Here is a 14731-nt window from a genome sequence, read left to right as displayed (position 1 = left end):
ATAAATGTAACCATTTATATAATAATAGAAAGATAAAATTATCTTAATCAACCTCCCTCACCGACCGAGAGATCAGCCGTGCTACCCGATCGTAGATTTTAATCCCTTTTTAACATGCTTTTAACATCGTGTTAAGGAAGATGTGCGGTTTTTGTATGCGTATAGCAGGCATACTCCTATGAAAAAAACAATTTTAGGATAAAACAGAAAGAAGACAGTGACTAAACGTGCGCTCATTTTCAAAGACTTGAAATAAACGCAACAATTAAGACCTTCAAATTATACAAAAGACTCAATAGCGACCCGTTAAGATGATCAAAGAATTGCTGAAATATCTCCTACCCCTGTGCATTCTCCTGGTGGATGGAATCAGCAATATGTACGCCGGTTCGCAGGAGAGTGCTCCCTGCACCGCTCCCATTCAAATTCTTGCCCAATCCGCGCATCCCAATTTTGTGAAGGCTGCCGACCCGGATAGTCCGGCTTTCCGCCTTCCCGATGCTGCCCGCAGATTCGCCGAGTTTATCAAGGCTATTTCAGAAGAAAAAGAAGAAGACTCCACCGAATCATTCTCGGTCAAAAAGCAACCACGCTCGGGCAGTATACCGACTGCCGCGCTCGCCCCACGCTACGATTTTCAATTCCGCATAATCCCCAAGACCCGTGCCCTTACAAGACTCGGTTTATTGGTTTCCTCTCACCGCTACCTGGTACTCCGCGTACTCAGAATATGATCCCGCATATTGGCAGGCCGCCGCACGGCCTGCATTGCTGGTGGTCGTAGTCCAATCCCCGGATGCTCACGGCTGCCTGTTGCGTGCCATCAGGCACAACCATACGAACAGAAACTATCAAAAATTCAAATTTGCTAACTCCAAAAATCATCATGAAAAGAATTCTCATGCTCGTGAGCTTGGGTGCGTTGTTGTATCAGACAAGCTGTACTTCCAAACACGAAGAAGAAAAAGAAGAAGCGGTGAAATACTTAGTAACAAGCCCCTTACAAAAAGACACCATTATCACCAAGGAGTACGTGAGCCAGATCAAGGCGATCAGTCACATCGAGCTGCGGGCTTTGGAAAGAGGTTATTTGCAAAAAATATATGTGGATGAAGGTCAGATGGTGAAAAAGGGCCAGCTGATGTTCCAGATTATGCCGATGGTTTACCAGGCTGAGCAACAAAAAGCACAAGCCGAAGCAAACTTCGCGGAAATCGAGTACCAAAATACCAAGGCACTGGCCGACAGTAATGTCGTTTCTAAAAACGAACTGAAACTGGCCAAAGCGAAATTCGATAAAGCAAATGCCGAACTCGGCCTCGCGCAAACGCACCTCGGCTTTACCGAAATCCGCGCGCCTTTTAGTGGGATCATGGACCATTTCCAGGTTCGGCTCGGAAGCCTCGTGGACGAAGGCGACCTGCTGACCACACTTTCCGACAACAGTGAGATGTGGGTTTACTTCAACGTTCCGGAAGCGGAATATCTTGACTATAAGACACGCCAGGATGATGGTAATATGCTGAAAGTGAACCTAAAAATGGCCAATGAAAAGCTCTTCGATTACACCGGGGCTGTAAAAACCATTGAGGCCGACTTTAATAACGAAACAGGTAACATCGCATTCCGTGCCACATTCCCTAATCCAAAAGGCCTGTTGCGCCATGGTGAAACGGGCAATGTGCTGGTGACCGTGCCGCTGAAAAACGCGCTGCTCATCCCGCAAAAGGCGACATTCGAAGTACTCGACAAGAAATATTGCTACGTACTCGATAAGGATAACAAAATCCAGTCACGCGAGATCACGATCGCAGCCGAGTTGCCCCACATTTTCGCAGTGTCGCACGGTCTTCAGAAAGACGACAAAATATTGCTGGAAGGCTTGCGCCAGGTTCGTGAAAACGAAAAGATCAGCTACAAATTCGAGAAGCCGGATTCGGTTATCTCTCACCTAAGTCTGTACGCAGAATAAACAGGTCCAAAAGAAAAAGATATGTTTAATCAATTCATACGACGACCTGTATTCGCGATTGTAATATCGGTCATGATAGTCTTTGTAGGTATACTGGCTATCAAAAAACTGCCCATTTCGCAGTTCCCTGACATCGCTCCTACCACTGTTAACATCTTCATCGCCTACCCGGGATCGAGTGCCGATGTGTTGGTAAAATCCACGCTCATTACGCTGGAACAGGCCATTAACGGTGTTCAGGACATGCGTTATATTGCTACCGACGCCACCAGTGCCGGTGAAGCAACCCTGCGGATCATCTTCGAGCCTGGTACCGACCCGAACGACGCCGTTATCCGGGTAAAGACCAGGGTTGACCAGGTAATGCCGCTGCTGCCGGAACTTGTTCAGCGTGAAGGGGTAATTATCACGCCTATCCAGCCAAGTATGTTGATGTACGTCAACCTCTACTCGAAGTCCAAAAGCATTGACGAGAAATTTCTCTTCAACTACGCTACCGTTAAAATGATCCCTGAAATCCAGCGGACCAAAGGGGTGGCAAGGGCGCAGATCCTCGGTAGCCGTCGTTACGCGATGCGTGTGTGGCTCAATCCCGACCGCATGCGTGCATACAGCATCTCAGTGGAAGAAGTGATGAAGGCGCTGGGTGAGCAAAGCATCATCGGTCGTCCTGGCCGGATCGGACAAAGCTCCGGTATCGAGGCGCAATCATTGGAATACGTATTGACCTACAAAGGCCGGTACAGCGAACCGAAAGAATACGAGGACATTATCATCCGGGCCAATGCGGCAGGTGAGAGCATTCACTTAAAGGATATTGCCAAAGTGGAGCTCGGAAGTGAGTTCTTTGATATTTACTCCAACCTTGACGGCAAGGCATCGGCTGCGATCGTATTGCGCCAGAACTATGGTAGTAATGCAAGTGATGTAATCAAAGAGGTGAAAGAGAAACTGGATGTGATGAAGGCTTCCTTTCCTCCGGGCATGGATTACAAGATCAGCTATGATGTTTCGCAATTCCTCGACGCGTCTATCGAACAGGTAACCCACACATTGCGCGACGCATTTATCCTCGTGGCGATCGTGGTGTTCATCTTCCTCGGCGACTGGCGTTCGACATTGATCCCGATCCTCGCGGTTCCGGTATCATTGGTCGGTGCGTTCTTTGTGATCCAGGCATTCGGCCTTTCGATTAACCTTATCACACTTTTTGCGCTTGTGTTGGCGATCGGTATTGTGGTCGATGATGCGATTGTGGTGGTAGAAGCGGTCCATGCCAAGATGGAAGAAGAGCCGCATTTATCACCATTTAACGCTGTTAGAAAAGTTCTTGGCGAAATATCGGGTGCAATTATCGCAATCACCGCTGTGATGGTGTCGGTGTTCTTGCCGATCTCCTTCATGTCCGGGCCGGTGGGTACGTTCTACCGCCAGTTCTCCATCACAATGGCCAGTTCCATTGTCATCTCAGCGCTGATCGCGTTGACGCTTACACCGGTATTATGCGCCATCATGCTTAAAAACCATCATGGACACGAGCGCAAGAAAAACCCGCTCACCCGCGCGCTCGACAGCTTCAACCGCGGCTTCGATAAGATGACCGGCAGTTATGTTAGTCTTTTGAGACTGATCGTAAACCGCCGCATGGTTACATTCCTCGTACTGGCTGGATTCTGTGCGGGTATCTGGTATGAAAACTCAATCGTACCGGCGGGTTTTATCCCTAACGAAGACCAGAGTACGATCTATGCGATCATTCAGACACCTCCCGGCTCTACGTTGGAAAAAACCAATGAAGTTTCGCGCCGTCTTCAAAAGATATGCGAAGAGGTGAAGGGGATCGAATCCGTTTCGTCGCTGGCAGGTTACGAGATCATGACAGAAGGACGCGGTTCCAACGCGGGTACCTGTTTGATCAACCTCAAACCGTGGCACGAACGTGACCAGAATGTGAAAGAGATTATGGAAGAGCTTGAACACGCGTCGAAAGGGCTTGGTGCGACGGTCGAATTCTTCGAACCACCAGCGATCCCTGGGTTTGGTACTTCCGGTGGTTTCTCGATGCGTTTGCTCGATAAAAACACTGATACTGATTACCATGAATTCGACAAGATCAATAAGGAGTTCCTGGATAACCTTGCCAAACGCAAGGAGCTGACCGGCTTGTTCACCTTCTTCGCTGCGAACTATCCGCAATATGAGCTGGAAATCGATAATAAACTGGCAATGCAGAAGGGCGTATCGATCGGAAAAGCGATGGACAACCTCAACATCATGATCGGTAGTACCTACGAGCAGGGCTTTATCAAGTTCAACCAGTTCTTCAAGGTATACGTGCAGTCGGATCCCCAGTACAGGAGGTTACCGTCCGATCTTTTGAAACTGTTCGTCAAAAACGACTCCGGAGAAATGGTGCCTTACTCGTCGTTCATGAAGCTTAAGAAAGGCCAGGGACCTAACGAGATCACGCGTTTCAACCTGTACAATTCAGCGGCGATCCAGGGTCTTCCCGCCAAGGGTTACACCACTGCCGAGGCCATTGCGGCCATTCGCCAAGTGGCTGCCAAAACGCTGCCAAAAGGCTACGATATCGCTTTCGAAGGTCTTTCTTATGACGAATCGATCCGTGGTAACGAATCACTGGTGGTATTCATGATCGTACTAGCGTTTGTTTACCTGGTACTTGCAGCGCAGTATGAAAGCTTTATCATTCCGTTGGCTGTTGTGTGCTCGCTGCCGGTTGGGGTATTCGGTTCGTTCCTGGTACTGAACATGATGGGCCTCGAAAACAACATTTATGCACAGATCGGTCTGATCATGCTCGTGGGTCTGCTGGGTAAAAACGCGGTACTGATCGTCGAATTTGCGGTGCAGAAACGACAGGAAGGTGCGACGATACTTGAAGCGGCCATTGAAGGTGCGAGAGTACGTTTCCGTCCGATTTTGATGACTTCATTCGCATTCGTGGCAGGTCTGATCCCGTTGATCATCGCTACCGGTGCGGGTGCGATCGGTAACCGTACCATCGGTGCTTCCGCACTCGGAGGCATGTTGTTCGGTACCATTTTCGGGGTCATCATCATCCCTGGTTTGTATTACATATTCGGAAGCCTGGCCGACGGCAGACAGATGATCAAAAATGAGGACGACAGCCCGTTGTCCGAAGGATTCGTTCACGCCATCGACGCATTCCCACATTCAGAAGACAAAGACGAACATGCGAAATAAGAGAATATTGAACTGGGCCGGCATCGCCTTCATCGGGCTGACCTATTCGGCCTGCAACATCCCGACGCAGGTCCAGAGAAGCGAAAATAAAGTGGTACCTGTGAGCTATAACAGCTCACAGGATTCCACCAACACCGGAAAGGTGAGCTGGAAATCGTTTTTCACGGATCCTTACCTGAATGCGCTCATCGACACCGCGTTCAAAAACAACCAGGAGTTGAACATTACGATGCAGGAAATCGCGATTTCGCAAAACGAGATCGGCGCCCGTAAAGGGGAATACCTGCCGTTTATCGGCCTGAGAGGCGGTGCCGGTGTTGAAAAAGTGGGCCGCTACACCAATATCGGTGCCAGCGAAGCAACCACGGACATCAAGCCCGGTAAAGAAACGCCTGATCCGCTGCCCGACGTGAACATCGCGGCAGTAGCGCGTTGGGAAGTCGATATCTGGCACAAGCTGCGCAATGCGAAAAAGGCAGCGGCTACAAGGTATTTGTCGTCTATTGAAGGCAAGAACTTTATGATGACCAACCTGGCGGCCGAAATCGCCAACTCCTATTACGAACTGCTTGCACTGGACACCGAGCTCGCCATTATCCGCCAGAACGTGGACATCCAGAACAATGCGTTGAAGATCGTAAAAATGGAGAAAGAAGCGACGCGTGTGACAGAACTGGCCGTACGCCGGTTTGAAGCGCAGGTGCTGAAAACGCAGAACCTGCAATTTGGCATCCAGCAGAACATCATCGAAACCGAAAACCGGATCAATTTCCTCATCGGACGTTATCCGCAGCCGGTAGAACGCACCAAATCGGGCTTCGAGAACCTGATACCTAATGTGGTACAGGCCGGTATCCCGTCGCAACTACTCGCGAACCGCCCGGATATCAAACAGGCGGAACTGGATCTGGAAGCAGCGAAAATCGACGTGAATGTGGCAAGGGCCAACTTCTACCCTTCACTCGGCTTATCAGCGAGCCTCGGTTTCCAGGCATTCAGTCCGATTTACCTGGCACGCGTACCAGAGTCGATCATAGGATCGCTGGTGGGCGACCTGGCCGGTCCGGTGATTAACCGTTACGCCATCCGCGCGGGTTATGCCAATGCGAATGCAAGGCAGGTCCAGGCGATCTACAATTACGAGCGTACGGTGTTGAATGCCTATATCGAAGTGGTGAACCAGTTATCGAACATCGATAACCTCACCAAAAGCTACGACATGAAAACCAAAGAAGTGGAAGCACTGAACCAATCGACTGCGATTTCGAACCGGCTGTTTACTTCGGCCCGCGCCGATTACATGGAGGTACTACTTACTCAACGTGATGCTTTGGAATCAAAATTTGAATTGATCGAAACCAAAATGAAGCAGATGAATGCCATGGTGAATATCTACCGGGCATTGGGAGGGGGTTGGAATTGATCGATTAACTTTGGATGTGGTTTTTATAAAGATTCCCCTGGTTTTCGGGGGAATCTTTATTTTTTGGGGGTATTTCAATCACTAAATTACGCCCATTAACCGACCGGCGTCGCCAAAATGAAACATGTTCAAAGGGGTATGGTATTCAAAATATTATCTGTCGCATTGATTGTGCTGGGAGCTTCTGCCGGTTACGCGCTGCATTTAATGCGCTGGCTGCCGTGGCAAAAGCCCGTATTTGAAAGGGCTATTCCTGCCAACTGCCTAGCGGCAACTGAAAAAGCCGTATTGGTTTTTTCCAAAACAAATGGCTACCGCCATGCCTCCATCGAAGCAGGCGTGAAAGCCATCAAAGAAGAAGGCCGGAAACGAGGCTGGGAAGTGGTAGCAACGGAAAACGGCGCCTACTTCCACGAAGTTTGCCTCAAATCCTACAAAGCCGTCGTATTTCTCTCCCCCACCGGCGATTTCCTCACGGAAGAACAGCAAAAGGCGTTTGAAAAATACATCGAAAACGGGGGTGGTTATGCAGGCATCCATTCCGCATCTGACTGCGAGTACGATTGGAAATGGTACGGAACGCTGCTCGGTACACGATTTCGCAATCACACATTTCTGCCCTACCCTATTCCGAAAGCCGAAATCGTGACGGAACCGGTTTCGCACGCAGCTACGGAAGGCTTGCCCGCACGCTGGTCGAAAAAAGACGAATGGTATAACTTCCGCGAAAACGTGCGTGGCAAACCCGGTTTTCAGGTACTGCTTACCGTCGATGAAGCCACCTACCCGGCATTTTGGCCGAGAGCCATGCGCGGCGACCATCCTATTTCCTGGACACGGTCCATTAGCAAAGGAAGGATGTTTTACACGGCCATTGGCCACAATGCATCCACATACAACGATCCCACCTCGATGAAACATATCATGGGTGGGATCGCGTGGGCAGGTAATTTGTAAATCCTATTTCTCTTTTTTCTCGGCCCAGAATGCATGTGCCTGCGTAAACTCCCGGCCAAACATGTCCTTTGCTTTCACTTCAACCGTGTGTTTGCCTTCCGAAAGATTGCCCGGGAAAGGCGCACGCCATAAGTGCGTACTTTTCACAGCATTGCTCGGCCTGCGACCGGCCGGAAGGTTCTCGGTATAATCCCAGTCGTAAACCAGCCGTTGGAAATGCGGATCGGCGTCGGCCTGGAACGTCATATCTTTCCATTCGCCGTTATCAATCCGGTACTGCACTGCATTCCCCTCGTGGCCCATAAAGAAGTTGGCGTAAATGCCCGACGACGTATTGCCTCCCGCAGGTACTACGCGCGGCGTGTGAATGCGGATCTGATATTCTTTCGGCTCGCCCGCCACTTTGTAATCAATGCTGTACTGGTTGCCTTTGATGCGCAGAAATGCGTAGCCTTTCGGGGTACCGTCGCGCATGGTCGATGACGGCACGCCCTGGATATTGAACTCACCCGAATACCAGTCGCCCGACGTGGTGCCGGCATTGTATTCGTGGAAAGGTTTAGCTCCATTCCAGCCCTCCCCTTTTCTGTGGAAGTTCTGACGTTGTAAATGGGTGTGTGCCGATATTGCCAGGGTGCTGGGATAGTCTTTCAGGATGCTGAACAGACGGCTGCGGTCCTCGTTGCGGAATGCATCGCCCTCGCCGTCCTCGTACAATGGGATATGATATGCTAATACAACCAGTTGGTCTTTGGGAACAAATTTCAAATCGTTCTCTACAAAATCAAGCTGACTCTGACGGAAACCGCCCCAATAGCCTTTGCCGTCGCGCGGATCGGGGTAAAGGATGTCGTCGAGAATAATGTAATGCACTTTGCCGACATTGAACGAATAATTGGCCGGACCGAAATGCGCCTCGTAAGTATCGTCGGAAAGGGAGTCGGTTTTGGCATCGTAATCCATGTCATGGTTACCCATCAGGTTGTACCAGGCTAAACCGACCTTTTTCACAGCCTTTACGTACGGCTGGTGCAAGTCGAGGTTATCGCCTACCAGGTCGCCCAGGCTCAATCCGAATTCCACATCCTTGATCCCTTCCACTTCACGCACGACACCACGTGTGAAATAATCGATCTCATCGAGTGTGTAGGGCTGTGGATCACCGAAGATCAGCGCGGTGTAATCGTCAGCCTCTGTTTTGGCAGTCAATGCGAAGTCCAGTGAGGTTGGTAGCGGGGCTGTTGGTGCTACACCTTTGTATTTAAGCGCCGGAGAGCCATCGGGCTTGTGCAAACGGTAGAATTTGGGCAGGTTGTCCTCTGTTAGCGGCACTTTATAGCCAGCAGGTTTGATCACGAAAATGATATTGTCTTTGCCAACCTGTAACTGGTATTGGCCATTGGCATCCGACTGCACGACCTGTGTACCGTTGGAAACCGAAACCTGTGCTACACCCTTTTCATTTTTGTCTTTGCGACCATTCCCGTTGAGGTCGTTGAACACAAAGCCTTTGACATCGGATTGCGCATGCACCGACGACGCGAGCAGCAGCCCGCAGCATAATGTGGAGATTTTTTTCATAGGTGAAACACGGAAGTATTGAGTAGTTTTTGAAAGCGCAAAACTACTGCCCCGCTGTTTCCGCAATGTAAACGGATTGTTATGCTAATATTAACCAACACACTGATTTTAAGTCGTTTTGATCATCAAAAAGCCTTTAAAATTATCTTTATGTTAAGTTCTCCAAAGAGACGCGCGCCCGCTTTCACGCCTGAGTATTTTTAGCTTTTTAAACTACTCACAAACCAAATGCAAAAGAAACCTTTACTTGCGCTGTTGCTTGCCGCAGCTCTTATGAATGGTTGTACCGACCATTTTCCTCAAAACCCCGGGCAGGAAAACCCGGCGGCTTTCAAAGAAGTGGCTGGCGTCGACCTGGGTAACGTGGCTGCAGCCGAAATTTCAGCCTATGACCCCATTTCCAAACGGCTTTTCACGGTAAACAACGAGAAAGCGGCGATTGTGGACGTGCTCGACCTCTCGGCTCTCCCGACCATCACTAAATTACAACCGATCGACGTATCGGCGCTGGGTGGCGTCGCCAACAGCGTGGCGGTTTCAAACGGCAAACTCGCAATAGCCCTCGAAGCAACCAACAAACAGGCTCCCGGCAGTGTGATCGTGCTAAACACCAGCACGCTGCAACAGATCAAGCAAATTACCGTGGGCGCATTGCCGGATATGGTTACATTCAGCCCCGACGGCCGTTTCATCGTGACAGCCAACGAAGGCGAGCCCAATGCAGATTACTCGGTCGATCCGGACGGATCGGTATCCATTATCGATGTTACGGATAGTTACAGTGTCAGAACACTCGATTTCGCTGCTTTCTCCAACGATTACGACGCATTGGCAACGAAAGGTTTCCGCAAGTTCGGGCCAAAAGCGACTTTTGCGCAGGATATCGAACCGGAATATGTAGCGATCTCCGACAATTCACAGAAGGCATTTGTGACATTGCAGGAAAACAACGGTATTGCCGAAATCGACCTTATCAGCGGCAAAATCCTGAACTTGCATCCGTTGGGAACGAAGGATTACAACAACATCCTCAACGCCATCGACGCAAGCGACGACGATAAGAAAATTGAATTGAAAAACTGGCCGGTTAAATCGTTTTACCTGCCTGATGCCATTTCTTACTTTTCAGTGAACGGTACACCCTACGTGATCACGGCCGATGAAGGCGATGCACGCGAGTACAGCACATTCGACGAGCAGAAACGCGTGAGCTCACTCAAACTTAACCCTGCCAATTTTCCGAACGCTGATGAGTTGAAAAAGACACCCAACCTTGGCCGCCTGCGCGTGACAAGCACACGTGGCGACCATGATAACGATGGCGTGTACGAAGAGCTTTACGCATTCGGCGGACGCGGTTTCAGCATTTTCCATGCCGCGGATATGAAGCGCGTATATGATTCCGGGAACTCGTTGGAACAGGAAGTGATCAAAGCTGGCAGCTACGACGACAGCCGCTCCGACGACAAAGGAGTCGAAGCCGAAGGCGTCACCGTGGGTTGGATGAATGGCAAGCCTGTGGGTTTTATCGCGATGGAGCGTGTAGATGCGATCGGCGTTTACGACCTGAGTAACCCCGGCGCACCGCAATTCCTGCAAATCATCAAAACAGGCGACGCACCCGAAGGTGTACTTTTCATCCCAGCCGACAAAAGCCCGAATGGAAAAAGCCTGCTCGTGACCAGCAATGAGGAAGATGGTACGGTGAAATTCTTTCAGCCTTAATGCACTGTGAGCCTGAGCGGAGTCGAAGGCCGGTATTGCATCGGCCTTCGACTCCGCTCAGGCTCACAACAAGACGCTATTTCAGATTTTTTGGCACTCCTATGTCGGGTATTATTCCAAAACAACTTCCGCATCCCGCTCGCCGGAACTGATGCCCGGTAACGCGTCGGACCGCTGCCCGATTACCAGCACCGCGCCTGTGATTGCTGTGGCCGTAACGATAATGTCGAATAAAAAGCTAACGGTGACTGCAACAGGTTCCAAAACACCCAGAAACACAGAACCACGCAGGTAAACTAGCTCCCGGACGCCAATTCCGCCGATACTTAGCGGAAAAACAGTAGCAATCGAAGAGATCAGAAACAGCAGCGCATAATCTTTGAAGTGGCCGTATTCACCCATCGAATACAACAAAAATCCGGTGCATATGATCTGAAAAGCCTGAACTCCGAAGGAAAGCAACAGCACACGGCCGATTACCGGGAGAATACCGGGCAGCCATTTTTTCGCACTCCACCAGAGCGCCCAGCCTCCCGGCAATGCCAGTGCGATAATAAGCCCAATTAGCAGGAAGTCGTCAAAGCGAAACATGGCGATGACACCCGCCAACAGCGCAAGCATGACAAAACCGATAATGCGGTCCCACAGCAAAATGCGCGTCAGCAACATGGTGCCATGCGCGGGGAAATGTTGTTTCAGGCGCAGTAACTTATAAGCATCGCCTCCCAACCCTCCCGGCAGGAACATGCCGTAAAACATGCTGATCCAGTTTAAATGCAACCCTCCGTAGTGTGACAGGCCAATCTCGTGCGCTTGAAGTACCGTAGTCAGCCGCACAGCACCCGCTAATCGTGAAGCAATGTAGGGTACAAATGCCAATGCCAGAAGCAGTTTATCGGCCTTTCCGATGGCCTGCGAAACGCTTTCCAGGTCGATGCGCCGGAAAACCCACCACAACAACGCTACCGTTACAAAAAATTTCGCCAGCCATTTCAAATATCTCATTGTCCGTCAGTCCCTTTTCAAATGCACCAGGCCGATTTTTTTGCACGATTCCCCGCGGGTTTTGGGATTGATAAAACCAGCTTTCAGCTTTGTCGTGTCGAAATCGAGGTACTGATATACTTCCCGCGCTTTCAATCCACCTGCCTTTTGTAATGCAGCGATCTCCTCGACCTGGCCTATTACCCAGAAATCCCGTTTGGAAACCAATGCTTTGGAATCGGACTCGTTGTAAAAATAACCGGAATAGTAATTCAGCGTGGGACTTTCCCAATTCATGACATAAATATTATCCTCAGCGAGCCCCAGATGCCTGATTTTAGCCGCTATATGATGCCCGGCCTGGTATTGTTGTATTTGCCAGTAAAAGCTGCCATTCATCAGCACATTGACCAGCACGGAAGCACTCAAAGAGATACCAATGAGCCGGTGCGGCCAGCCGCGGCTTACACGCCATTCGTAAATCACGAGGTACAATGCGGGCAGCACCAGCAGCAGAATCGCAAAGGCTTTGACGGGGAACAGATACAAATTAATGAAAAGGCCCAGCGCTATCATGACGACGGCCACAAACTTTTGCAAGGCCGTCAGCACACGACCCTCTTGGCTTTCACCTTTCGTTTTTTCGAGTTCTCCGGCAATAAGGATTGCGAAAAAGGGAAAGAGGATATTGAGATAATGCGGAAGCCGGAAATTAGAAGAAGTGAGGATACAGAACATCACGACAATCGTTGTCCAGGTAAGTATCTCTCCATTCTCTTCGGATGAAAATCTCCGGCGGGCCAACGCGATGCCACGTTTGAAAACAGCCCAGTAACCCAGGAGGCACCACGGAAGTAATGCCCAGAGCAAGGAATGGAAGAACAGAAACGGATCGTTCCCGCCCGAACTACCCCAGTTGACGCCCGCCAGCCGCTCAGTATTCTGGTGAAAAAGAATGAAAGCAACGCCCGAAATGTGGGTCATGCCGCGGATCACTTTTTCGGGATGGAGATCAAACTGCAAATAATAGCAATACAGCACCGGGCCAATGAATACAACAAACATCGGGACCGCCCACAGCCATTTAAAAGAGAATATAAACCGCCAGTTGCGTGTGTACAGCAGTTGTGATCCCACCCCGATGACAGGCACAGCCGCGCCGGACATCCCTTTTGTGGCAAATGCCAATGCAAGCACGGCAGTTCCCGCCACCAGCGTAAGTAGCCGGGCAGTTAGCGTATATTCATAAAGCAGCCAGGTGGCAGTAATGATAAACGAGAGCAATAATGCATCCATCCGGACATCATTGTGCGCAAGGATATAAGCCTGTGCCGAAACAAGGATGAGTACCGCATTAAGCCCTGCCTGCTGCCCGTATAGCCGTGTCCCCAGCCGATAGGTAGCGTAAATACCCGGAATGGCCAGCAACAAGCTCGGCAACTTATACGACAATGTACCAATACCAAGCAGCAAATCGCCTATTGCCGAAAGCCAGAAAAGCATATGCGGCTTGTCGAGGTAATCGTGGCCCCGGTCGATGAGGCTTACGTAATCGCCCGTGATGTGCATATGCATGCCAATGAGCGCATGGTGGCCGCTGTCGTTGTCAAAAAGTGGGACGAGAATGCCCAGGATGTAGATTGCGAGGATAAGACCGGCATAGAGGTACCGGATGTAAAGTGGCTGTGTTTGCATAAAAATGACGCTAAGATCTGACGGTTTCGCCGGTCACTGTTTTGAGTGGTGGTGGTGGAAATGCATGTCCATTTCGGACCGGGCCGGTAATGATCTCCCGGATCGAGTATGGTGTTTTACCGGCGCCCTCGTAGTAGGTGCGCATCAGCATTTCGGCGATCAGACCCATTAAAACAACCATTACACCGGTGAGCGATAGCGCTAATCCCGCCAGCGTGCCCGTAGTTTCTGAGAAGAGTCGGAGCATTTGCCATACCAGCAACAACATCCCTGAACCCAGAAATGTCATGCCAACCGCCCCAAACAAATGCATTGGTTTCCTCATCCACCGCTGCATGTATATCATCAGCAAAAGGTCGCCCAGCACCCGTGTGGTCCGGCCAAGGCCGTATTTTGATTTCCCGTAAAGACGCTTATGATGACGCACTGGGATTTCCGTCATCCGCGCGCCGGCAACATTTCCCAATACCGGGATAAACCGGTGCAGTTCTCCGTATAGCCCTAACCGGTCTGCGGTTTCCCGCCGGAATATCTTAAGTGTACACCCATAATCGCGGAGGTGCACGCCGGTGAGACTGCGGATCATGGCGTTGGCGATCCGGCTGGGTAACTTCCTGAGCAACCATCCGTCCTGGCGGTTGGCACGATAACCTGCTACGATGTCCCATCCACCGGTGCGGGCGTGTTCGAGCATCGACGGAATGTCGGCGGGATCGTTTTGCAGGTCGCCGTCGAGTGTGGCGACAAATTCTCCGGAAGAATGCGCAATCCCCGCAGCCATGGCGTTGGTCTGGCCGAAGTTACGGGTCATGGTAATGATTTTCAGTCGCTGGTCGGCGACCTGTTTGAGCATTCTGACGGTGTTGTCGGTAGAACCGTCGTCTACCGCGATTACCTCATAGTCGTAGCCGGTCAATGCATTTTGCACGGCCCTCATCAGGTGCAGCACATTGTCCTGCTCGTTAAAAAGCGGAATAACCACGGAAATTTGATAACCAGGTTTTTCACTTATTTCGGGAAACAAATCATACGATGTATGCAGATCAAAAAATCCTTCCATTATAATCGATACAAAGTGGTTGTTGATGCGTTCGGATCGCCGGAATCCGTAATGCGCCAACAACGGAAGGCAAGCGTTTGGTTTATGCAAAAACCGGTGCTAATAA

10 protein-coding genes are annotated in these 14731 nt (G+C 50.4%); 6 read left to right on the top strand and 4 right to left on the bottom strand.

Translation table 11 applies throughout. The annotated features are described in order from the left end of the window. Positions 1 to 311 precede the first annotated feature (311 nt). The 5 genes from LZD49_RS05055 (at position 312) to LZD49_RS05035 (ending at position 7580) form a co-directional block, all read left to right on the top strand. Entirely contained in the window at positions 312 to 734 is a 423-nt protein-coding gene (locus LZD49_RS05055; protein WP_234666233.1) for a hypothetical protein, read from the top strand. Positions 735 to 886: 152 nt separating this feature from the next. Further along, complete coding sequence (locus LZD49_RS05050; RefSeq protein WP_234666232.1) at positions 887 to 1972, top strand: efflux RND transporter periplasmic adaptor subunit; 1086 nt, start codon at positions 887 to 889, stop codon at positions 1970 to 1972. Between the two features lie 21 nt (positions 1973 to 1993). Further along, positions 1994 to 5200 carry an efflux RND transporter permease subunit gene (locus LZD49_RS05045; protein ID WP_234666231.1) on the top strand — a complete coding sequence of 1069 codons (3207 nt, stop codon included), beginning with the start codon at positions 1994 to 1996 and terminating at the stop codon, positions 5198 to 5200. Further along, complete coding sequence (locus LZD49_RS05040) at positions 5190 to 6623, top strand: TolC family protein (RefSeq protein WP_234666230.1); 1434 nt, start codon at positions 5190 to 5192, stop codon at positions 6621 to 6623. The genes LZD49_RS05045 and LZD49_RS05040 overlap by 11 nt, the downstream gene beginning before the upstream one ends. A 138-nt stretch (positions 6624 to 6761) precedes the next feature. Continuing rightward, positions 6762 to 7580, top strand: a complete 819-nt coding sequence (locus tag LZD49_RS05035) for a ThuA domain-containing protein (protein WP_234666229.1) — start codon at positions 6762 to 6764, stop codon at positions 7578 to 7580. Between the two features lie 3 nt (positions 7581 to 7583). Here the strand turns inward: LZD49_RS05035 and LZD49_RS05030 are convergent, their stop codons facing one another. Further along, positions 7584 to 9161, bottom strand: coding sequence for a calcineurin-like phosphoesterase family protein (locus LZD49_RS05030; protein ID WP_234666228.1), 1578 nt, complete (start codon positions 9159 to 9161; stop codon positions 7584 to 7586). Positions 9162 to 9389: 228 nt separating this feature from the next. On the opposite strand from LZD49_RS05030, the gene LZD49_RS05025 reads away from it, so the two are divergent. Then, a complete protein-coding gene (locus tag LZD49_RS05025) occupies positions 9390 to 10886 on the top strand; it encodes a choice-of-anchor I family protein (protein ID WP_234666227.1) in 1497 nt (498 codons plus the stop codon). A 111-nt stretch (positions 10887 to 10997) separates the two neighbouring features. Here LZD49_RS05025 and LZD49_RS05020 read toward each other — a convergent pair whose 3' ends face one another. From LZD49_RS05020 to LZD49_RS05010, 3 genes are read right to left on the bottom strand one after another with little or no spacing between them, the layout of a single operon-like run. Then, entirely contained in the window at positions 10998 to 11891 is an 894-nt protein-coding gene (locus tag LZD49_RS05020) for a lysylphosphatidylglycerol synthase transmembrane domain-containing protein (RefSeq protein WP_234666226.1), read from the bottom strand. Between the two features lie 6 nt (positions 11892 to 11897). Beyond that, complete coding sequence (locus LZD49_RS05015; protein ID WP_234666225.1) at positions 11898 to 13565, bottom strand: glycosyltransferase family 39 protein; 1668 nt, start codon at positions 13563 to 13565, stop codon at positions 11898 to 11900. A gap of 10 nt (positions 13566 to 13575) precedes the next feature. Beyond that, positions 13576 to 14625 carry a glycosyltransferase family 2 protein gene (locus tag LZD49_RS05010; RefSeq protein WP_234666224.1) on the bottom strand — a complete coding sequence of 350 codons (1050 nt, stop codon included), beginning with the start codon at positions 14623 to 14625 and terminating at the stop codon, positions 13576 to 13578. Between the last annotated feature and the right edge of the window lie 106 nt (positions 14626 to 14731).

The sequence above is a fragment of the Dyadobacter sp. CY261 genome, assembly GCF_021440085.1.
GTDB lineage: Bacteria > Bacteroidota > Bacteroidia > Cytophagales > Spirosomataceae > Dyadobacter.
Note: the sequence above shows the minus strand (reverse complement) of the source record. Positions and strands in the feature narration are given on the sequence as shown.

What these genes read in the sequence shown, in the direction of transcription:
- LZD49_RS05055 (WP_234666233.1), top strand. Translation starts at nt 312, where the DNA reads ATGATCAAAGAATTGCTGAAATATCTCCTACCCCTGTGCATTCTCCTG.
- LZD49_RS05050 (WP_234666232.1), top strand. Translation starts at nt 887, where the DNA reads ATGAAAAGAATTCTCATGCTCGTGAGCTTGGGTGCGTTGTTGTATCAG.
- LZD49_RS05045 (WP_234666231.1), top strand. Translation starts at nt 1,994, where the DNA reads ATGTTTAATCAATTCATACGACGACCTGTATTCGCGATTGTAATATCG.
- LZD49_RS05040 (WP_234666230.1), top strand. Translation starts at nt 5,190, where the DNA reads ATGCGAAATAAGAGAATATTGAACTGGGCCGGCATCGCCTTCATCGGG.
- LZD49_RS05035 (WP_234666229.1), top strand. Translation starts at nt 6,762, where the DNA reads ATGGTATTCAAAATATTATCTGTCGCATTGATTGTGCTGGGAGCTTCT.
- LZD49_RS05030 (WP_234666228.1), bottom strand. Translation starts at nt 9,161, where the DNA reads ATGAAAAAAATCTCCACATTATGCTGCGGGCTGCTGCTCGCGTCGTCG.
- LZD49_RS05025 (WP_234666227.1), top strand. Translation starts at nt 9,390, where the DNA reads ATGCAAAAGAAACCTTTACTTGCGCTGTTGCTTGCCGCAGCTCTTATG.
- LZD49_RS05020 (WP_234666226.1), bottom strand. Translation starts at nt 11,891, where the DNA reads ATGAGATATTTGAAATGGCTGGCGAAATTTTTTGTAACGGTAGCGTTG.
- LZD49_RS05015 (WP_234666225.1), bottom strand. Translation starts at nt 13,565, where the DNA reads ATGCAAACACAGCCACTTTACATCCGGTACCTCTATGCCGGTCTTATC.
- LZD49_RS05010 (WP_234666224.1), bottom strand. Translation starts at nt 14,625, where the DNA reads ATGGAAGGATTTTTTGATCTGCATACATCGTATGATTTGTTTCCCGAA.